At 64.9% G+C, this 21,876-nt stretch carries 10 protein-coding genes; 7 read left to right on the forward strand and 3 right to left on the reverse strand.

Annotation, left to right across the window (positions count from 1 at the left end; all coding sequences use genetic code 11):
- Nucleotides 1-114 precede the first annotated feature (114 nt).
- Complete coding sequence (locus QX051_RS02470; RefSeq protein ID WP_315775302.1) at nt 115-972, forward strand: VOC family protein; 858 nt, start codon at nt 115-117, stop codon at nt 970-972.
- A 40-nt stretch (nt 973-1,012) separates the two neighbouring features.
- Here the strand turns inward: QX051_RS02470 and QX051_RS02475 are convergent, their stop codons facing one another.
- The 3 genes from QX051_RS02475 to QX051_RS02485 are packed head-to-tail and all read right to left on the reverse strand — an operon-like array spanning nt 1,013 to nt 4,157.
- Complete coding sequence (locus QX051_RS02475) at nt 1,013-2,047, reverse strand: 2Fe-2S iron-sulfur cluster-binding protein (protein WP_315738084.1); 1,035 nt, start codon at nt 2,045-2,047, stop codon at nt 1,013-1,015.
- The gene (locus QX051_RS02480; protein ID WP_315738085.1) at nt 2,047-3,978 is read right to left on the reverse strand and encodes an ethylbenzene dehydrogenase-related protein; all 1,932 of its coding nucleotides are present in this window, start codon (nt 3,976-3,978) and stop codon (nt 2,047-2,049) included. Before QX051_RS02480 ends, QX051_RS02475 begins: the two co-directional genes overlap by 1 nt.
- Nucleotides 3,975-4,157 carry a hypothetical protein gene (locus tag QX051_RS02485; RefSeq protein ID WP_315738086.1) on the reverse strand — a complete coding sequence of 61 codons (183 nt, stop codon included), beginning with the start codon at nt 4,155-4,157 and terminating at the stop codon, nt 3,975-3,977. The genes QX051_RS02480 and QX051_RS02485 overlap by 4 nt, the downstream gene beginning before the upstream one ends.
- A 777-nt stretch (nt 4,158-4,934) precedes the next feature.
- Between QX051_RS02485 and QX051_RS02490 the strand changes: the two genes are divergently transcribed.
- From QX051_RS02490 to QX051_RS02515, 6 genes are all read left to right on the forward strand, one after another.
- Nucleotides 4,935-6,797, forward strand: coding sequence for a type I secretion system permease/ATPase (locus QX051_RS02490; protein WP_315738087.1), 1,863 nt, complete (start codon nt 4,935-4,937; stop codon nt 6,795-6,797).
- 3 nt (nt 6,798-6,800) lie between these two features.
- Complete coding sequence (locus QX051_RS02495) at nt 6,801-8,756, forward strand: HlyD family type I secretion periplasmic adaptor subunit (RefSeq protein ID WP_315774914.1); 1,956 nt, start codon at nt 6,801-6,803, stop codon at nt 8,754-8,756.
- Between the two features lie 68 nt (nt 8,757-8,824).
- Entirely contained in the window at nt 8,825-10,957 is a 2,133-nt protein-coding gene (locus QX051_RS02500) for an autotransporter strand-loop-strand O-heptosyltransferase (protein ID WP_315774916.1), read from the forward strand.
- Between the two features lie 567 nt (nt 10,958-11,524).
- Entirely contained in the window at nt 11,525-14,791 is a 3,267-nt protein-coding gene (locus QX051_RS02505) for a hypothetical protein (protein ID WP_315774917.1), read from the forward strand.
- A gap of 570 nt (nt 14,792-15,361) precedes the next feature.
- Nucleotides 15,362-17,176, forward strand: a complete 1,815-nt coding sequence (locus QX051_RS02510) for a hypothetical protein (protein WP_315738091.1) — start codon at nt 15,362-15,364, stop codon at nt 17,174-17,176.
- A 252-nt stretch (nt 17,177-17,428) separates the two neighbouring features.
- Entirely contained in the window at nt 17,429-21,655 is a 4,227-nt protein-coding gene (locus QX051_RS02515) for a sulfotransferase (protein ID WP_315774918.1), read from the forward strand.
- The last annotated feature ends 221 nt before the right edge of the window (nt 21,656-21,876 follow it).

Raw genomic sequence — 21,876 nt, forward strand, 5'->3', positions numbered from 1 at the left:
CGGAGGTCGATCTTGCCTTGCGCCCGGCGCCCGGCTGCGCCGGTTGCGGTGCATGGGTCGATTGGGCATAGTTCGGCCGCCAATATGCCAAGTTCGCTGCAAGGAGACAAACGCGTGGCCCTCAAGAATGTCATCGGTATCGATCACGCGGTCGTCGTGGTGAAGGATCTCGACGCGGCGGCGGATACCTGGAAGCGGTTGGGTTTTACGCTGTCTCCGCGCGGCACGCACAGCGCCAAGATGGGATCCGGCAATTACACCATCATGCTCGATCCGGACTACATCGAGCTGCTCGGCATCCTCGCCGAGACCGACCATAACGTTCCGACCCGCAACTTCCTCGCCCAGCGCGGCGAAGGCATCGAGCGCATCGCCTTCACGGCGATTGATTCCGCGGCCGGCGCAGAGGAAATTCGCGCGAAGGGCTTCGAGCCGATTGGTCCCATCGACTTCGAGCGTCCGGTGCCCCTGCCCGACGGCAGCATCTCGGCCGCGAAATTCCGCGTGTTTCAATGGCCGGTCGCGGAGGCTCCGGGCGGCCTGCGCATTTTCGCCTGCCAGCACAAGACGCGCGAGACGGTCTGGATCCCGGAACTGATGCGCCATGCCAACGCCGCCAAGCAACTGAAGCAGGCGCTGATCGTGACGCCGGACCCGGCCAAGGACGCGGCTCACCTGTCGCGCCTGATCGATCGCGACGGCCGAGACGAAGCCGACGGCGCCGTGACCGTCACCTCGGGCGGTGACCGCGCCGATTTCGTATTCCTGACCAGGGACCAGCTCGCAGCGCGCTATCCGGGTGTGTCGCTTGCCGGCCTGCCGGAGCGGGGCGGCGCAGGCCTGGTGCTGGCCTCACACGATCTGACCGCCACCGAAAAGGTTCTGGACGCGGCAGCCGTGCGCAGTGGCGCGAGCCTGATCGTTCCGCCCGCGTCGGCCACCGGCACTCTGCTCGCTTTCGTGGCCGGCTGAGCGCCGGACTGCGGCCGCGCGCGTCGCGGCCGCCACGATCTCATTCCGCCGGCTGGAACATGGCCGGCCGGCCGCGCTGGCTGTCGAGCCACCCGACCAGCCGATTCATGAGTCCGCCGCTCGACTCGGAGGGCTGCGCCGATGATACGAACGGATCGCAGTGACACTTCGCTCCGGCCCCGCGCGCCATCTTCGCAACCGCCTCCGTCATGGCCGGCGCGCCACAGGTGTAGACGACGTCGTTCGGTGTGAGCTCCGGCATGTGTTCGGTCGGCCGGCCGCTGCGAATCGCCGGCGAGACGTTCTGCGGCTCCGACACGATCGGGATGATCTTCACGTTCGGGAAGCGCGCGAGCCGGCACAGCGCCTGATGCATGTAGAACGACTGCAAGGTGCGCGACACAACGATGAAGACGATCTCGCGCTTCGGATTTTCGGTGATGGCGGCGACCGCGATCGCCCACATCGGGGCAAAGCCCGTGCCGCTCGCGACCAGGATGATTCGACCGCGATGCTTCTGCCGGAAGAACGCAGTGCCCAGCGGCGCCGTCAGCTTGACGCGATGGCCGACCTGGATGTCGCGGCCAAGCGCCGACGACACCAAGCCATCCTTCAGGATGCGGATGTGCAGATACAGCAGATGGCTGTCAGGCGCGCCGACCATCGGATAGGTCGGGCTGTAGCAACGCGTCGGAAAGCCGCGGTACTGGACCTTGGCGTATTGCCCGGGGAAGAATCGCAGCGGCTTCGGCATCTCGATGGTGACACCGACGACATCGGGCGCGAGCCGGACGAGATCACCCACCTCGCAATTCATCGTCACCGTGTCCGGCACGGGCTCCGTGATGATCTTCAGGTCGGACACCACACGCGCCTGGCAAGCATGCGCCATGTCGCCTTCCATGCCGCCGAACAGCTTGCCGTCGACGACCGTCACTTTGCAGGATCCGCAGATTCCGCTGCGGCAGTCATGGGGCAGATCCACGCCGCTGTTGATGGCGCCGTCGAGCAGGATATCGCCCACATTCGCGTAGAACGTTTCCCTGTTGTACTGGATTTTGCAAATCTTACCCATCACTGCACCTCAAGTCGCATAGGCCGGATCTGCCTCGTATGTCTGATCTGGGTATGGTCGAACGCTGCGACACGCATGAACACGCCATTCTTGATCGGAACGTCGTACTTGCTTTTCGTGTCCATTTTGCGGGCAATTTCGAGCGTCCAATGGCCCGCGGCCCAACGCGCTGCGCAACGGATGTCCGCGCGATCACCGGTGAACTCGCCGCTGACGAGAACACCGGGCACGACGGTCCCGATCGGCGTCTGCGCATCCGCCTCGGCCGAATACGGCACGGATTCGGCCTCCGTCATGAACCAGCGTGCGCCTTCACTCTCGCCGATGTTCGGATCGAGATTGATCTCGCCCATCGCCGCGGTCATCGCGGCGACGTCCTTCGGAAGACGCTTCGGTCTCACACCCCGATTCCCTAGTCTTGCGGCCTCCCTGTCGATCACGAAATTGTCCGAATAGTTCGCGGTGCCCGGATCCGACGCGAACCCGCCCTTGTAGGGCGTGAGTCCCTTGACCTGATCCGGTGTCGGCTCCGCAGGCGGACCGAAATGATCATCGTCCATCCATCCGGTCGGGCCGCCGCTCGTCGCCTTCCACAGCCAGGCGTCGGCATAGAGATTCGGCGCCGGCGTGTAGTGGATGCCGCGACCGGACAGGGTCGGCGGCTTGTCTGGCATCGGCTGCGAGCTCATGTGAAACGTTCGGTCCGCGGCCAAGGTGATCGGCAGCGTCGTGAACAACAGCGAGAACTTGTCCTCGTTGAAGTCGTTCTCGTCGCCCTTGTCGAATCCGTTCTGCAGGAGATGCCAGCCATCCGCCTTCTTGATCAGCGGCAGCTGCTTCAACGACCGCGTCGGATCCTCCCAGATGACGAGGAAGTAGACCCACGTGCCGTCATGCGCTGCCTTGATCCACACTCGCGATTCGCCGGTACCGTCGAAATTGTCGCCCTGGTTGGTCGTGACCATGTGCGGCTGGATGTTGCGCCAGACGCGATCCGACGAATCGCCGTCGAGGGTCGGCGCATCGGATGTGGCAATCCGGTACACCGTGACGGTGTCCTCGGCGTAGTAGTCGGCGGCGAACATCGCGGAACCGATCACGATGGCTGCGGCGATCGCGACCATGAACGGGTTGGATTGGAAGCTCGGATTGCGGCGGCGGGAATTGCCCTTGGCAGGTGCCGGCGGCGGACGCATGCGGCCTGGCGGCACACGCGGCTCGGAACGCGCCCGCATCGGCTCCTCCATGCGCCGCGGCGCCGGCATCGGCTCACGCGCTGCAGGCCGCGCAGCGGGCGCCGGCCTCTTCGGAGGCGCCTCCGCCTCCTCCAGCTTTTCCGACTGCTCAACCAACATCGTGAGGAGCTCGACGGGATCGAGCTTCGGCGGCGGGGGCGGCAACGGCGCCGGCCGGAACACGCGATAGAGCTGCATCTTTCCGCCGATGCTGAAGTGAACCAGGACGTGCAGCACCACGAAGGCCGGGATCACCCAGGTCGCGTACCAGTGGATCATCATGGTGACGTAGCCGGAGGCCACGCCGAAGAAGAGCATGCCTCCGGTGACAATCAGGATCGCCATGGAGATGAAAAGCACCCAGTGCAGCATCACACTGATCGATCCCAGCCGCGCCGGCCGGCGGCCGAGCAAGCCCTTGAAGCGCATCTTGTCGATGGTGACGCGGCGACCGAGCCCTGACTTCGAGATATAGATCATGTAGGCGAGGGCCACGCTCGCGAGCACGACCCCAGCCGGCATGTGCCAGGTCCAGGTCCGGTGCCGGGGCAGCAGCCAGTCGAGATTGTTGGCGATCCACGCGTGTCCAGGCGCTTCGGTCGCCATGCGAAGCCCTGTCATGAAGGCGATCACAGTGGCCCCAACCAGGGTCCAGTGCAGGATGATCGTTCCATAGTCGGTCTTGCGGATCTTCATGCGTGCGCCTCCAGAGCTGCGCGCACGCGATCGGCGCGATTCACCGCCGACCCGGCGACCGTATTTCGTCTCAGCGGATCGATCCGGCGCGGGATGATTAGGTATTCAACCCTGCAGGCCGCCCCTCGACCCGAATCCATTCCCGCATCACGCGTCTCGATGGTGATGTCGTCCAGCAACTTTGTCGTCCCCCGGATACGCTTTACTAAGTGAGCAACTTCGTCCGACTTCGGCGTCACAGCGCCGTTCTGCACCCAATCGTTGCCCCGCTACGCTTGAACGTGATCGGTTGGATCACGCCTATGGTCGATCAGCTGCCGCGGCCCGAGCCGGTGACGAGTTGCTCGGATCACCCGCGGACTGATCTGCTTCGTCCTCCCTCGAGTTGATGTTGATCTCGTGCGCCCGATGCTGGACGGGTCACTGGTTCCACAGCGGCCGCACGTTCGATGATAGAACACATCGTCGGCCACCATGGCCGGCTGAGCTGATTGCACGTCTTGGATTGGTGCGCGGAGCCGCACGCCCTCGTGTTGCCGCCGCCATCATGATCGTTCTCAGCACCATCATCGAATACCGCATGATCGAGATGACAACGCCTGTGCGTTGCACCGCAGGAAGATTTATTCGCCTTCGTGGCGTCATTCGGCCCGGACCGCGACCAATGAGTACGGAACCAAGGTGATAGACGGACGAATGTGTGACGCGCGTCGCATGCCGATGGCTGTTATCACGCTGCAACTATCGACGATCGCGGACAGATTTCGCGCAGACCCGATCGCGCTGAGCGACGCCACAACTTTTCAGAGCCGGCCCGGCGCATTGTACCTCGCACCGGTCGTGTACCCCCGTCGCTGCGACAGAATTGCCCACGTGTCCAATTGTTGCCGGAAAATCGTCGGTATCGACTGTCAATAGCGCGGAGTGAAGCACTGTGTTTTGGGAGACGCGCCTGGATGAGTCTGGCTCAAGACCGCCCGAGAACGAAAGCCGCGGCTGCCCTCAACGACCTTCTCTCGGGAAGCGACGATCCGGTGACGCGCGGGTTGCGCCAGGCTGTCAAACGCATGGCCGGCATCGGCGTGTTCAGCGGCGTCATCAACATCCTGATGCTCTCGGGCTCGGTTTATATGATGCAGGTCAATGATCGCGTCGTTCCGAGCAAAAATCTCGCCACGCTCGTCGGCCTGTCGGTGATGATTCTGGTCGTCTATCTGATTCAAGGCTATTTCGACGCATTGCGCACCCGCATGCTGTGCCGGGTGGCGACCGTGTTCGACGCGAGCTTGCAGGACGCGATTCATCACGCTCTGGCCACCCTGCCCCTGCGCGGCACCAAGCCGATGCTGATGCAGCAGCCACTGCGCGATCTCGACCAGCTCCGCGCCTTCATGTCGAGCATGGGACCGACCGCCTTTCTCGACATGCCATGGATACCGATCTTCCTGATCGGCATGTTTCTGTTTCATCCGCTGATCGGCATCACGGCCGTCATCGGCACGGTCGGAATCATCTCGATGACGCTGGTGACCGACCGGTTGTCGCGTCAGGCGAGCAAATCCGCCAGCGATACGAGCGCCGCACGGCAGGTTCTCGCCGATGCTACCCAGCGCAATGCAGAGGTGATTCGCGCGCTCGGAATGCTGGATCGCTTCTCGGCACGCTGGAACGCCGTCAACGAGCGCTATCTGAAGGACAACATTCGCGCGAGCGATGTCTACGCCAATCTCGGGGCCGCCGCGAAAGTGCTGCGCTTCATCCTGCAGTCGGGCATGCTCGGCATCGGCGCGGCGCTCGTCGTCTCCGAGCAGGCCTCCGGCGGCGTGATGATGGCCTCGTCGATCCTGATGGGCCGCGCGCTCGCCCCGATCGAGATCGCACTTGGCAGCTGGAAACAGCTGGTCGCCGCGCGCCAGGGCATCGCGCGTCTGCGCGATATCTGCAAGGCCACCGCCAGGCCGGAAGCGCCGCCGGTCGCGTTGCCCCGCCCGTTCCGCGAGCTGACCGTACAGGAGCTGACGGTCACCGCGCCGGGCACCGACCGGCCGATTGTTCAAAACGTGTCGTTCTCGATCAAGGCAGGCACGGGTCTGGCACTGCTCGGCGCGAGTGCCTCCGGCAAGACCTCACTCTCGAAGGCGCTGGTCGGCATCTGGCCTGCACAGCATGGTTCCGTCCGCCTCGACGGCGCAGCGCTCGACCAATGGAGCAACGAGGATCTCGGCCGCCACATCGGCTACCTGCCGCAGGACGTTGCCCTGTTCGATGGCAGCATCGCCGACAACATCTGCCGCTTCGACGAGAATGCGAGCTCGGATGCGATTCTGAAGGCGGCGCAGATCGCCGGCGTGCACGACATCATCCTGCGGCTGCCGGAAGGCTATTCGACGCGAATCGGCCAAGGCGGCATGTCGCTGTCGGCCGGTCAGCGGCAGCGCGTGGGTCTGGCCCGCGCGGTGTATGGCGATCCGTTTCTCATCGTCCTCGACGAGCCAAATGCCAATCTGGACACCGACGGCGAGAACGCGCTCAGCCGCGCCATTCAGATCATGCGGCAACAGAATCAGAGCATCGTGATCGTGATCTCACACCGTCCCAGCGCGCTGAATGCGCTCAACGTGGCGCTGGTGCTGTACGAGGGCAAGGCGATCGCATTCGGGCCCTGCCAGGAGATCTTTGCCCGCGTCGCCGGGGCCAACAAGGCCGCGGGACCTGCCGTCGCGCATGCTCCTGCTCCGCCCAGGGTTGCAGCTCCGGCAGCGGCGCCAAATCCGAACGCCCGCTCGCTTCGTCGCGCCGCCCCAGCAGAAAGCGCTTGATCAATGAAACACATCAACGACTTCAGGCCCTTCGACGACGACGACTATGTGCGACCGAAGACCCGCGCCGTCGGTCCGCAGGGCGATGCATTGATTCTCGAACTGCAGCGGCTGCAGGGCGCATTCGACGACGGCTCGGACGAGGACCCGCGGCAGCGCCGCGGCGCACGTGACGGCGGCAAGAAGCGCCGGCGTCCGCCGCCGTCGCAAGTCAGGCCAAAGCCGCGCTCGAAGAAGAAGGGCAGCACCATGGGCCGCGCCCTCGGTGCGTCGCTGTCGCTGTTCGGTCTCGGCGCCCAGGCGCCCCGGGCACGCCGGGGTGAAGGCATCCGCGAGATGGACTGGCAGCAGCCCGCACCGATGCGTGGCTACGAGCCGGAGCTGTCGCCACCCCAGCGCAATCCGCCTGCACGCATGGCGGGCGGCAATTCGGCATCCCTGCTCGACCTGCAGGATGCGCGACGCGACGGCAATTTCGGCGTCGGTGCGCCGCGGCCGATGGGACAGCAGAACCTCCCTGCCCGCCTGGCGCATGCGCCTGTCGTTCCGCAAACCCGAGTCGGCCGCCTGGTCGGCACCGCCGGCACGGCCTTGACCACCGGCATGACCTTCATTGCGACGCAAGGAACGGCGGCCGATCTCGACGACGGCTCGGACGAATCGCTGGTGCCGCGCGTCAGCCGCATGTTCGAGAACGAGCTGCGTCTCGGCATGCGGGTGCTGCTTGTCGCCGGCGTTCTCGGCGGCGGTTGGCTGACCCTCGTGCCGCTCGCCGGCGCGATCGTGGTCCCCGGCAATCTCGTGGTGCAATCCAACGTGAAGGCGATTCAGCATCCGACCGGCGGCATTGTCGCGGAAATCAAGGTCGACAACGGCAAGCGCGTCGCAGCGGGCGATCTGCTCGTGCGGCTCGACGCCACGCAGAGCCAGGCCCAGCTCCAGGCGATCACCAAGCAATTGAACGAACAGCGCGCCAAGATTGCGCGGCTCTCGGCCGAGCGTGACGGTCTCGATCAGCCGGACTATCCGTCCACGCTGACCTCACGTCAGGACGATCCAAATGTCCGCACCGTCATCGCGTCGGAGAACGCGCTGTTCAAGGCCCGTGCCACGACCCGCAAGAGCCAGAAGGAGCTGCTGCAAGGCCGCATCGTCCAGCTGAACAACGAGATCAGCGGTATGGAGTCTCAGCTCGAATCCAAGAACAAGCAGATCGAGTTGATCAAGGGCGAGTTGGCCGGCGTGCAGGAGCTCTATGACAAACGGCTCGTTCCGCTAACGCGACTGACGACGCTGCAGCGGGAAGCCGCTCGAATCGACGGCGAACGCGGCCAGTTGGTCTCCAGCGTGGCCGAGACGAGGTCCAAGATCAGCGAAGCCGAGCTCCAGACCGTCAAGATCGATCAGGATTTCCGCAGCGAGGTGGTCAAGGACCTCAGCGAGTCCCAGGCCAAGGAAGGCGATCTGGTCGAGAAGGGCGTCGCCGCGCGCGACCAACTCGATCGCATCGAGATGCGCGCGCCGAACTCCGGCACCATTCACCAGCTGGCGATCCACACCATCGGCGGCGTCATCAAGCCGGGTGAGACCGTCATGGAGCTGGTCCCCGATTCGGACGAACTGCAGGTCGAAGGGCACGTCCAGCCCAAGGATATCGATCACGTTCACACCGGGCAGGATGCGATGGTCCACTTCAACGCCTTCAACCAGCGCACCACGCCGAAATTGAGCGGCCAGGTCTCGTTCGTGTCGCCTGATATCACCAATGACCCGCGAACCGGCTCCACCTTCTACACGGTCAGGATCACGCTGTCCGACGAGGAGCGCAAGCGGCTTGGCAACGTCAACCTGATGCCCGGCATGCAGGCCGAAGTCTATGTTCAAACCGGCAGCCGGACGATGCTCAGCTATCTGATGAAGCCGGTTCTCGATCAGTGGCGCCGCGCCTTCGTGGAGTAACAAGGCCCGAACAGCCGCGGTCGGCGTCATCGCACACGAATGAACGCAGACCGCGTCAGCACCTCAACATGAACGTTGCAAATTTTCCCCGCACCTCGGACCCGGCGATGGTGCCGACACGTGCGTTACCCGCCGACGCCCAGCCCGGCGCCCGCACTGAGGCGTCTGATCACGCACGCAAGCCGCGGCTGCCGCCGCCAGCGGCCGTGCCGACCCAGGAGGGTCCCCAGGGGCTGCGCTTCGATTTCAACGACGGCTGCCGTGTGATGCTCCCCGACACCGGACACCCCTGGCGCGTCCGGCTGAGCGATCTCGAGACCACCAACGTCCTGTTCGACATCGACCTGCGTTCAGGGCACGTCAACAGTAGCAAGCGCTATTTCGTCCCGTTCAGGCTCGAAGTCTGGTCAGAGCCCGAGCTGCTGTTGTGCCACGACTATGATGCCACCGACCGAGACGTCCTGATCCAGTTCCCGGTCGGCACGATCGGCGACATCATCGGCTGGATGGGCTATGCGGTGAGGTTCAAGGACCTGCATCGGTGCCGCCTGAGCTGTGCTATGGGCGAGCCGCTGATCCCGCTGTTCCGCGCCGCCTACCCTGACATCACGTTCCTCAGCCACGAGATGGTCCAGGCGGAGCGATACTACGCCACCTACTCGGTCGCGCTGTTCTTCGACGATGCCGAGCTGGTCCATCAGCCCTGTGATTTCCGGCAGGTCGGCCTGCATCGGACGGCCGCTCATATCCTCGGCGTCGATCCGGCCGAGCAGCCGCCGCGCGTCGCACTGAGCGAAGACAGCCGTCCCATCGAGGAGCCCTATGTCTGCATCGCGGTGCAGGCGACGACCGCGTGCAAGCACTGGAACAATCCTGAGGGCTGGCAGAGCCTCGTCGATTTCCTGCGCGCGACCGGCTATCGCGTGATCTGCATCGATCAGACCGCGGCGCGCAGCCACGGCACTTTCCGAACGCAAATTCCCGCCGCAGCCGAGGATCAGACCGGTGACCGGCCGTTGCCCGAGCGCGCCCGCTGGCTCAAGCACGCCGCATTCTTCATCGGCCTTTCCTCGGGGCTGTCATGGCTGGCCTGGGCTGTCGGCACTCCGGTCGTGCTGATCAGCGGCTTCACTCATCCGACCAACGAGTTTGCGACCCCCTATCGGGTCATCAACCGTCACGCCTGCAACAGTTGCTGGAATGATGTCCGTCATCGCTTCGACCATGAGGACTTTCTGTGGTGCCCGCGATGGCAGGGCACGCCTCGACAGTTCGAATGCACGCGCCTGATCACGGCCGCGCAGGTCGAGGGCATGTTGCTTCGAATTCCCGGCTTCGGACAGGGATTGCCTCCGAAACCGCGCACCTCTCAGCAGCAGGCGCCGCCTGCGCCCTTTGATCGGCATCGAACCTCCAGGGCAGAGTCTGTGCAGGACTCCGTAGAGAGCGACGAGCCGGTCGCGCTCGCCGCATTGCTGGCGCAGCCGCGCGGCGACGTTCCCCACGGGGGCCTTGCGGTCGGCGTCACGGTCGCCGCCGGCAGACTGCTGGATCAGGCTGCCGCCGGGATCGCGGAAGGCGATCGCGCGGCCACCGCCAGCGATCTGATGGAGGCCTTGCAGAACTACAAGCAGAGCATCGCCATCGTCAGACACCTGACCGGAGCCAATCCGGACGACGCCGGGTTTCAACGCAACCTCTCGGTCGCCTTGAACCGCATCGGCGCCGTGCTGTTCGTTCAGCGAAACCTCGAGGCCGCGCATGCCGCCTATTCCGCCAGCCTCGCCATCGTTCAGAAGCTGACCGCAGCACACCGCGGCAATCTCAGCTTCCAGCGCGATCTCGCCTGGTGTCACGCTCTGCTGGCGGACGTGCTCGCCGCCCAGGGCCGGCATGCCGAAGCCTTCGATCAGCGTCGCGCCAACACCGCGCTGATTACCCACCTCGCCAACAGCGCCTCCAACGATCCGTTGCTGCAGCAGACGCTTGCAAACTCCTACCAGAATCTGGGCGATGCCTTCGTTCCGCTCGGCAACATCGACGGCGCCCTCGCCGTCTACCGGATCAGCCTCGGCCTCACCAAGCAAGGGCTGGACGCGAACGGGCAGAATGATCCGGCCTGGAATCAGCTCTATACGACGCTGCTGCAGAAGATCAGGACTGCGCTCCTGGCGCAGCGCCAGGCTGCGCCGCCGTCCTGAACAGCGTTCGGCGCGGTTGGCCGGCCGCCACGCCTTCACCTTAAAGCTCACCCGGACGGATGATCCATCGTGGCATTTTTCCAGCGATGGCCCTGCGGCAAGGCCGCGCGCAAGTGTCGCCAGGCAGCCTTGACAACGTCTGACAGACCCTACGGCTGACTTCTGGAGACCGGCCACTCACCGGCGAGATGCAGGCAGCATCTTGACGACAACATGCAGCTCGCGCCTGATCGCGCCCCCTCGCATTTGCCGCTTGCCACCAAGAATCAATCACTTGGCACGCGATCGCGGCGCATCCGTCACAGATCCGCGATGTCTCGAGAACAACATAATTGCGGACTCCCCCACGCCTTTTTTGGCCCGATTGCTCCGAGCATATAGCGAGGTGCGACAAAGTAACGCGCGTCAGAAAAGCGCGCGGCACAGAAGCGCACGGCACAGAAGCGCACGGGCGTGAGGCGCGGCGCGCAGCACGTCCGACGCAGGGCCGATGCGCTTCCGCATCGTCTGGCCAGTTTCGGTACGGGGCCCTGCCGGGCGTCGGATGAACTTGGGGAGAGATGATCTATGGCGAACAACACCTTCAACCCGACGGCGCTGGCCAACGGAACGTCGAACCTGCTGGTGCGCGCCTCAGCGCTCAACATGTCGACCGACCTCGTCCAGGCCGGCGTGGTGTTCAACGATGCAGTGCGCGCCTCGCTCGGCCTGTTCTCACAGGCCGGCAGCGGCAACTCGAACCCGTTCCTCGGCAGCTACACGACCGACCTCCACGCCGTACAGAACGACATCGCCGCGATGCTCGCCAATCCCGGCCAGGTGACCCTGGGCGGCCAGGCCTTCACGCTGAACGCGACCGACACCGCCGTTCTTACCAACGTGCAGGCGCAGATCTCGACGCTGCTCACGGCCGCACCGCAGATCACGAATGCTGGCACGATCACGGCCGCGGATCAGACGCTGCACGCGGTCCAGCAGGAGATCCTGCAGGAGATCAACGGCGACGCGCATCTGTCCGGCGCGCTCAACAAGGTCAACTTCCTCGCCAACACCGGCGGCCAGGACGTCGGCTTCCAGAATACGCCGGCCGGTGCCGATGATGCGGCGACCTTGGCCGCTGCGACCGCAGGCAACACGCTGAAGGACGTCGGCCTCGTCTTCAACAAGGTCGTCGACCTCGCCTCCGGCGGCATCCACACCGGCAACCTTCAGGAGGTTACCACCGACCTCACCGCGATCTCGCAAGGTCTCACCAACATTCTCAACAACAAGACCCAGCTCGCCCAAATCGAGAAAGGCGAGACGGCGAATGCAGCCGCGCTGACGACCATCCATCTGCAGACGGTGCTCGGACAGGTCAACCTCGAGCTCAACCAGTATGCCAAGGCGGAGACGACCGGCAATCAGGCCGCGTTGCGCGGCACCGCGGACAATCTGCTCGACAGCATCGACATCATCCAGAACGACGCCAATCTGAACATGGCGGCCGGCGGCAACGGAATGCCCGGCCATGCCGGCGGCTTCGCGGAGGATCCCGGCGGATTGACCGGCACGGTCACCAAGTTCCAGGACAACCAGGCGCAGACCAATTTCTGGGCCGCATTCCTGGCCGAAGCCAACACCATCAACGCAACCCTGCAGAAGATTTCGACCGGTGGCGCGCAAGCCAGCGCGGCATTGATCACGCAGATCCAGAACTACCAGCAGTTCGGCGCCAATTTCGACGCCGCCCAAGGCAACGTCTTCCGTGGCCGCTTCGACAACGAGCTGCTCAGCGGCACGCTGGAAGCCGACTCGGCGGCCGCCGTGAAAGGCTTGCAGGGCATTCTGAACGGCGACACCGGCGCGGCGCTGGCGGCCGACAAGGCGGCGCTCGCCGCTGCCGGCCAGGGCTTCGCGGCCGACGCCATGGACGTCTCCGGCAACAACATCGCCATCGGCGGCGCGACCTATGTCGGCTCGGCGACCACGGTCTCGACGGCCACGTCGGTGCACGGCCTGGCACAGGGCACGATCCCGGTGACGGCAACCCCGAACATTGCCAACGGCACCGGCGGCTCATCGTCGACGCCGCCGGCTGGCGGCGCCACGCCGGTGAATTTCAGCCCGACCGCGCTTGCCAACGGCACGTCGAACCTCTTGACCCGTGCCACGGCGATCCAGCATTCGACCGACCTGGTGCAGGCTGGCGTCGTCTTCAACGACGCGGTGCGCGCCTCGCTCGGTCTCTTCAGTCTCGCCAACAGCGGCAACTCGCCGGCCTTCCTCAGCAGCTACCAGGCCGACATCACCGCGGTGCAGACCGACATCGCGGCGATGCTCGCCAATCCGGGCCAGGTCACGCTCGGCGGGCATACCTTCGCGTTGAACGCCACCGATACGGCGGTTCTCACCAATGTCGAGGGCCAATTGGGCACGCTGCTGCAGGCCGCGGGACAATTTGCGAACGCCACCACACAGGCCGCGGCCAGCCAGACCATTCATGCGCTCCAGCAGGAGATCCTGGGCGAGATCCACAACGACGCGCATCTGGCGAACGCCCTGAACAACGTGCCCTTCCTCGCCAATACTGGCGGTCAGGACGTTGCCTTCCAGACGTCGCCCGCCGGCGCGGACGATCCGGCGAGTCTTGCCGCCGCTACCGCCGGCAACAGCCTGAAGGACGTTGGTCTGGTCTTCAACAAGGCCGTCGAGGTCGCCTCGGGCGGCATCAACACCGGTAACCTTGCCGAGGTGACCGCGGACTTCACCGCCGTCCAGCACGGACTGACGGCCATCCTCAACAACAAGACCCAGCTCGCGCAGATCGAGGCTGGCGAGACTGCCAACGCCGCGGCGCTGACGACGATCCATCTGCAGACAGCGCTCGGCCAGATCAACCTGCAGCTGGGCAAGTATGATCAGGCTGCGACCACCGGCAATCAGGCCGCTCTCCGCGGCACTGCCGACAACCTGCTCGACATCATCGACATCATCCAGGGCGACACCAACCTCAACATGGCGGCAGGTGGCAACGGCAACGCCGGCCATGCGGGCGGCTTTGCCGAGGATCCGGGCGGGCTCAAGGGGACGGTCACCAAGTTCCAGGACAACCAGGCACAGACGAATTTCTGGGCCGCATTCCTGGCCGAGGCCAACACCATCAACGCCACGCTGCAGAAAATCTCGACCGGCGGTGCGCAGGCGAGCGCGGCCCTGATCACGCAGATCCAGAACTACCAGCAGTTCGGCGCCAATTTCGACGCCGCCCAGGGGGCCGTGTTCCAGGGTCGGTTCGACAACGAACTGCTCAGCGGCACGCTCGAAGCCGACACCGCCGGTGCCGTGAAGGGCCTGCAGGGCATCCTCAACGGCGACACCGGCGCAGCACTCGCGGCCGACAAGGCGATGATCGCCGCTGCCGGCCAGGGCTTTGCGGCGGACGCGATGGACGTCTCCGGCAACAACATTCCCGTCAATGGCGGTACCTATGTCGGGACGGCCACGACGGTCTCGGCGGCGACCTCCATCAAGGGCACCGCGCACGGCACCATTCCGGTCACCGCGACACCGAACCTGGCCAACGGCACCGGCGGCACTGCTGCGGCAGGAACCACCGCCGCCGGCGGCGCTGCAGCCGGTGGCACCGCGGCGAACGGAGGCACGTCGACCGGCGGAACAACGACGGCCGGCGGCACGTCGGCGGGCACCACGGCCAACAACGGCAGCAACGCCACGCATCACAGCGATCATCACCATCATCACGATCACAGCCAGGGCGCGCATACGAGCCAGGCCGCGGCTGCCGGGCCCGACATGTCGCATCTCCACGCCATGCATCACATGTGGGGTTGACACGGCAGGACGAAGCAGCCCGCACCAACTGCGGCGGTATCAGATACCCGGGAGCAACCAGATCAGGTCAACGCTCCCGGGCGAACGAGAACGACGATTAGTTCAACGAGGAGAAGAGATGACGCGGCCTGAATGAAGGAGCTTCTCGAGATTCGCGAAGATGCATGTTCTGTTCCGCGCGGAGCGCGTCCGTCACGCTGGAACTTTTCTAAGGAGAGATCGATGATAGGCCCCAAGATCGGGGCAACTTCTTGTCTGCACCGTGCGTCGACGGGTCGCTGAGCGACGGTGTTACAGGGCTGCCACGACGGAAATCAAGGAGTTAGTTCGCTTTCTGGCGCGGCCGTAACCCGGCTGCGACAGTAGTCATTTGCCCGAACAACATCATATTTGAGGACTCGGCGGCGCTTCTTTTGGCCCCATTGGAGCAAATAATTCCCAGGTGCTCTGAGGCTGCGACATTTCGCCCGTTCCGCGAGGGGTGAACGAGACGTCGCAGCCCGATCAACGCCCGCGTGCTGCCGATACGCCAAGCAGCAGACGCCGGGTTGAAACTTGGGGAGATGATCAATGGCAGCCAATACCTTCAACCCGACGGCGCTGGCGAATGGCACGTCCAATCTGCTGGTTCGCGCCTCTGCGCTCAACCTGTCGACCGACCTCGTGCAGGCCGGCGTCGTGTTCAACGACGCTACTCGCATCTCGATCGGGCTGTTCTCGACGCCGCAGAACAGCGGCAACTCCAACCCGTTCCTCGGCAGCTACACCACCGATCTGCATGCCGTGCAGAACGACATCAACGCGATGCTGGCCAATCCCGGCCAGGTCACGGTCGGCGGTCAGGCCTTCACGCTCAACGCGACCGACACCGCGGTGCTCACCCAGGTTTCGAACGAGCTCACGACGCTGATCAACGCCGCCCCGCTGACGGCCAATCCGGCGACGCTCGCAGAAGCCGACCAGACCATCCACAACGTGCAGATGCAGATCCTGGCGCAGATCCAGGGTGACGCGCATCTTTCGGCCGCGCTCAACAACGTTCCCTTCCTGGCCAACACGGGTGCCATGGACGTGGCGTTCCAGAGCCTTCCCGCCGGTAACGACAGCGCCACCAATCTTGCTGCAGCGGCAGCGGGCGACCTGACCGCCATCGGAACGGTGTTCAATGCCGTCGCTGACCTTTCGCTGGGCGGCATGAGCGCCAACAACATCAACCAGATCCAGACTGATTTCACGGCCGTGACGCAGGGCCTTCAAGCGATCCTGAATGACCCGGCGAAGCTCGCCGCGATTGAAGCAGGTCAGACCTCCGTTGCTGCCCAAACGACGACACTTCATCTGATGACGCTGCTCAGCCAAGCAAACCTTCAGCTGAACAAATACGATGTCGCCGAGACGATGGCCAGTCCGACGGCGCTGCGCGGTTCCGCCGACAACATCGTCGACATGATCGACGTGTTTCAGAACGACGCGGCGCTCAACGCGGCGGCGGGCGGCACCGGGGCGCCCGGTCACATTGGCGGGTTCTCCGAAATGGCCGGCGGCCTGACCGGGACCGTCACGAAGTTCCAGGACAACCAGGCGCAGACCAATTTCTGGGCCTCGTTCCTCGCCGAGGGCAATACGCTGGGTGCGAAATTGGTTGCGGTCGCCAATGGAACAGGTGCGGCGTCGCAAGCCCTGATCGACCAGATCACGAACTACCAGAACTTTGGCGCGGCGTTCGATGCGGCGCAGGGGGCGGTGTTCAAGGGACGGTTCGACGACGAGCTCGCCGCCGGAGCTCTACAGTCTGACACCATCATGGCCACCAAGGCGCTGATGGGCATCATGAACGGCGACACGGGTGCCGCCCTGGCGACGGATCAGGCGATGTTGAAGGCTGCGGCCGCGAACTACATCGGCAATGCCGGAGACATTGCTGGCAACAACATCGCGATCGGCGGATCGGCCTACGTGACATCCGCGACGAGCTTCGTGACGGCGACCGCGGTCAATGGCATTGCCCAGGGCACCGGCATGCCGGCGGGCGCCAATCCGAACATCGCCAACGGCACGGGCGGCGCCCCGGCGAGCCCGACCACGCCCGGCGGCGGCATGGGCGGAGGTGGCACGACGGGAGGCGGCACCACCGGCGGAGGCACTACGGGCGGCGGCACCACGGGAGGCGGGACGACCGGTGGCGGCACGACGGGCGGTGGAACGGCCGGCGGAGGAACAACCGGCGGCAACAACAACACCACCACGACGCACCACTGCGGCGGCCACCACAGCCATCATGGCAGCCACCACACGGCGGCAGCGGCCACAGCCGCAACGGCGGCAGCAGCTTCGAGCGGTCCGGACATGTCGCACCACCACGCGATGCATCACATGTGGGGCTGACGCCTCCAACGACACGACCGATCAAAGCCGGTGCAGACCCCGCGGTCTGCGCCGGCTTCGTTGCATTCCGGCGAGAGCCGGCGATCGCGCGAAAGACATTGGCGAGACCGGGCAGCGAGATCGCGGAGCGCGCCGACCGCACCGGCTCGAAGGGTTCTAGACGATCAATCGGGATCGGCACCCGCCAAGCCTCCGTTTCGCTTCATTCCGCCACGACAACTGCTTCCGTCGAACAATCAGTCAGTTGTGATCATGAACGAGCCAGCACTCGCCTTCCGCCCCCGACTCGTGTCCGCATCGACCAACTCCAGCGCGCCACTCCCGTCCACGCTCGACGGTCGCGCTCTGCAGGTTGCCGAGGAGGCCTACCGGAAAGTGCTTGCTCTTCAGCCAAGGCATTTCCGGACCCTGTGCAGCCTTGCGACTGTCCGCCTGCAACTCGGCGACGCGCAGGAGGCACGAACTCTGCTCGACCGGGCCGCGGACGCGGCGGGCGACTCGGCAGACCTGCACTTGACAGTCGGAAAGGCGATCGCAAGCTTGGGCGACCTCGCCAAGGCGACATCGCATTTCGCGCGCGCCGCCGCACTCGACGAATCCTCGATCGAGCCCCGCCTGCTGCTCGGCGGCGCGCTGTACGGCCTGGGGGATCCCGCAGCGGCCGTCCGGCACCTCGAACTGGCGCTTGCCATCGATGGCACGAACCCGGACCTCCACCAGGCGCTCGGACTCGCCCTGCAGCGGCTCGGCCAGTCCGAGCGAGCGATGTCGCATCATGAGGCAGCGCTTGCGGCGAGGCCGCAATTTGCGGCAGCAGCCAGCAGTCTCGGTGATGCCTGCCGGCAGCTCGGCCGGCATCCGGAAGCCATCGCTCACTATACCCGAGCGCTCGCCATCGAGCCCAAGATGCCGACGGTCCTGCTCAATCTCGGGGGCTGTCATCAAGCGATGGGCGAACTGGATGCCGCCATTCGCACCTTGCAGCAGGCGCTCGCGTTGAGCCCTCATCTCGCCGAGGCGCACTACAATCTCGGCAATATCCACCTCGACATGAAGAGCTGGCCGGGGGCGATTTTCCACTACGAGCGAGCCGTCACTGAGCGGCCGGACTTCCCCGAAGCGCACAACAATTTCGCCAATGCGCTGCAGTCGGCGGGCCGGCACGAGGAGGCCCTGTCCCACTATGACGAGGCGCTGCGGCTGCGACCAGACTACGCCATTGCCCACCGCAATCGCGCCGACTCGCTGCGGAACGTGCAGCGCTACGACGAGGCCATCGCCGGATATCAGGCCGCTCTTGCGCACGATCCCCGCGACACCACGACCATGAACCATCTTGCGGGCGTCCTGACGATCGTGGGCCGGCTCGACGAGGCGGCGCGCGCTTACGAATCCGCACTGGCTGTCAACCCGCGCAGTATCGGCACGCACCTCAACTACGGCGTGGTCAAGCCGTTCGCGGTCGACGACGCGCGCTGGGCGCCCTTGCAGGATCTGGCCGCGAGATCGGAGACGCTCACCGAGGATGCGCGCATCGCCCTGCACTTCACCCTCGGGCGGGCTTATGCCGACATCAAGGACGGCGAACGGTCGCTGGTCCACCTCAACGCCGGCAATGCCCTCGAGCGCCGCCGCATCAACTATGACGAGAACCAGACGCTGCGCCAGATCGAGCGCATCCGTGCGGTGTTCTCCAGGGACATGCTACAGGCGCGCGCAGGCCATGGCGATCCATCGCACGCGCCGGTGTTCGTCATCGGCATGCCCAGGTCCGGCACCAGCCTGATCGAGCAGATCCTGGCCAGCCATCCCGCCGTGCATGGCGCCGGCGAGGTCAACTACTTCGCGGCAGCCGCGGGGCTCTTCACCGATCGCGCCCGCGGCGACTATCCGGAGATGCTCGCCCAACTGTCCGATGCCGATGTCACCGCCCTCGCGCGCGCCTATCTCCAGCGTTTCACGGAGCTTCCGGCGAGTACCCAGCGCATCGTCGACAAGATGCCGTCGAACTTCCTGTTCGCAGGGCTCATCCATCTCGCGCTGCCGAATGCGCGCATCATTCACGTCCGGCGCAATCCGATCGACACGTGCCTGTCCTGCTACACGCAACTGTTTGCCGAGCCGCAGCCATTCGCCTACGACCTAGCCGAGCTCGGTCGCTACTACCGGGCCTACGAGGCGCTGATGAGCCATTGGCGTTCGGTCCTGCCGCAGGGCGTCATGCTCGAGCTGTCCTACGAGGACGTCGTGCGCGATTTCGAGCCGAATGCCCGCAAGATCGTCGCGCATTGCGGGCTGGACTGGGATGAGGCCTGCCTTTCCTTCCACGAGAACGAACGCCCGGTGAACACCGCGAGCGTGGTGCAGGTGCGCAAGCCGCTGTTCTCCGGATCGGTCGGCCGCTGGCGCATGTATGGCGACCGGCTGAAGCCGCTGCTCGATGCGCTGGGCACCGAGGCCCTGCGACCGACGATCGCCGAGGCGATCGCGGGCATGACGCAGCCTCAGCCCGTCAACGTCGCCCCGCCGGTGGTCACGCCGACGACGGACTCGCGGCCATTTGACGCCACGCGGCTTGCGTCACTGCAGACGCTGGCAGACGGCGTGGTCGCCGTCGCCAAGAGGCTGCAGAGCCGCGGCGAAATCAGCGATGCCGAACAGATCTTCAAGCTGATCCTTGCCGGCCAGCCGGCCAATTTCGACGCCCTCATCGGCCTCGGGATGATCTCAACCACGGCCAACCGGCTCGACGAGGCCAAGGACTACTTCCAGCGCGCGGTGGCGGTAAACGACAAGTCCGCCGAAGCCCATGGCAGCATCGGCGCCGTCGAGGCCTCGGCGGGGCGCTACGACGTAGCGGTACAGCATTACGAGACCGCATTGTCGCTGTCGCCGAGCCATCCCGGCATTCTCTACGCCTTCGCCATGGTCCGGCAGAACCAGGGCCTGATCGACGAGGCGATGGCTCTGCTCCGGCGGGCGATCGACAACAAGCCGCAGCACCTGGACGCGCATTTCGCGCTCGGCAACCTGCTGTATACGGCGGGCAAGGACATCGAGGCGGCGAAACACTACCTCAAGGTCCTCGACTTCAGCCCGGAGCACGCCGAGACCCACAACAACATCGCCAACGTGCTGCTGCGCCAGGGCCATCGCGAACGTGCCATCGAGCACTACAAGCGGGCGATCGCGAGTCGGCCCGACTATGCCGACGCCTATGGCAACCTCGGCAACGCCTTCCTCGAGCTCAACCGGCTCGAGGAGTCGATCGAGCAGAACCTGCTGGCCATCAGGATCAAGCCGGAGCGCTTCGGCTCCTACAACAATCTCGGCGTCGCCTACCAGGCGCTCGGGCGCTTCGAGGAGGCGACGGCGGCGTTCCAGAAGGCCTTGGAGCTGGCCCCGGACGACGCGCCGATCCACCTCAATCTCGCGAACATGTCGAAGTTCAAGCCGGACGACAGCCGGCTACCGAGTCTGCGGCAGCTCCTCGAACGCGTCGACCAGCTCGATCAGGAGAAGCAGATCGCAGCCCATTTCGCGATGGGCAAGGCGTTGTCCGACCTGAAGGACTACGACCTGGCCTTCTCGCATCTGCACAAGGCCAACACCCTCAAGCGCAAGACCTTCGACTACGACTCCGAGCAGCGGCTCGGCATGATGAAAAATGTCGCGGCGCGCTTCACCCCCGAGTTCTTTCGCACGGTTACCGGGCACGGCGACAACTCCTGGGCCCCGATCTTCATCGTCGGCATGCCGCGCTCCGGCACCACCCTGATGGAGCAGGTGCTGGCCAGCCATTCCAAGGTCTTCGGCGCGGGCGAGCTCGAGACCTTCAAGGAGCTCGTCGGCGAATGCGCCAACCGCCAGAAGGTCGTGCCGGCGTATCCCGATCTGATCACGCTTCTGCCACCCGAGGAGATGACGAAGATCGGGCAGGAATACACAGCCCGCGTTCGGACGCTGGCGCCGGAGGCCGAGCGCATCGTCGACAAGATGCCGCTGAACTTCCTGTTCGTCGGGCTGATCCACGCAGCATTCCCGCGCGCCAGGATCATCAACACGCGGCGCGACCCGCTCGACAATTGCGTCTCCTGCTACTCGCTGCTGTTCACCGGAGCCCAGCCCTTCGCCTACGACCTGACCGAGCTCGGCCACTACTACCGGGGCTATGAGAGCGTGATGGACCACTGGCACCAGGTGCTGCCGCCCGGCATCCTGATGGACGTTCAATACGAGGATCTGGTCGACGACCTCGAGGGCGTGTCACGCCGCGTGCTCGCCCATTGCGGGCTCGACTGGGAGGATGCCTGCCTCGACTTCCATCGCACCGAGCGCATGGTGCGCACGGCGAGCTTGATGCAGGTGCGCGAGCCGATCTACCGCCGTTCGATCGGAAGCTGGCGCCGCTACGAGAAACATCTCAGACCACTGTGCGCCGCGCTCGGCATCGACCATCCGCCGTCGGAAGCCACATGACCGCCGGCAAATAACCGGGTGCTGTTGCCCAGGGATCGGTGACAGGCGCGGCACCCGGCTATCCGGCCGCGCGGCGGAGCGGCTTGAGCATTGTGCTGCAGGGCCTTTAAGAAATTATCTTCGTCATATGCAGAAGCGTCAATTTTACTACGCAGACGGCCAACTGATAATACAATCATAGGTTCATTGACCTCTTCAGCCATTGGCCGAGGGGAATTGCG

Source organism: Bradyrhizobium sp. SZCCHNR1053, assembly GCF_032381235.1.
GTDB lineage: Bacteria > Pseudomonadota > Alphaproteobacteria > Rhizobiales > Xanthobacteraceae > Bradyrhizobium.

Bases quoted from the DNA above. Each gene is read 5' to 3' on its own strand.
- QX051_RS02475 (WP_315738084.1), bottom strand. From the start codon at position 2,047: ATGGGTAAGATTTGCAAAATCCAGTACAACAGGGAAACGTTCTACGCG.
- QX051_RS02480 (WP_315738085.1), bottom strand. From the start codon at position 3,978: ATGAAGATCCGCAAGACCGACTATGGAACGATCATCCTGCACTGGACC.
- QX051_RS02490 (WP_315738087.1), top strand. From the start codon at position 4,935: ATGAGTCTGGCTCAAGACCGCCCGAGAACGAAAGCCGCGGCTGCCCTC.
- QX051_RS02495 (WP_315774914.1), top strand. From the start codon at position 6,801: ATGAAACACATCAACGACTTCAGGCCCTTCGACGACGACGACTATGTG.
- QX051_RS02500 (WP_315774916.1), top strand. From the start codon at position 8,825: ATGAACGTTGCAAATTTTCCCCGCACCTCGGACCCGGCGATGGTGCCG.
- QX051_RS02505 (WP_315774917.1), top strand. From the start codon at position 11,525: ATGGCGAACAACACCTTCAACCCGACGGCGCTGGCCAACGGAACGTCG.
- QX051_RS02510 (WP_315738091.1), top strand. From the start codon at position 15,362: ATGGCAGCCAATACCTTCAACCCGACGGCGCTGGCGAATGGCACGTCC.
- QX051_RS02515 (WP_315774918.1), top strand. From the start codon at position 17,429: ATGAACGAGCCAGCACTCGCCTTCCGCCCCCGACTCGTGTCCGCATCG.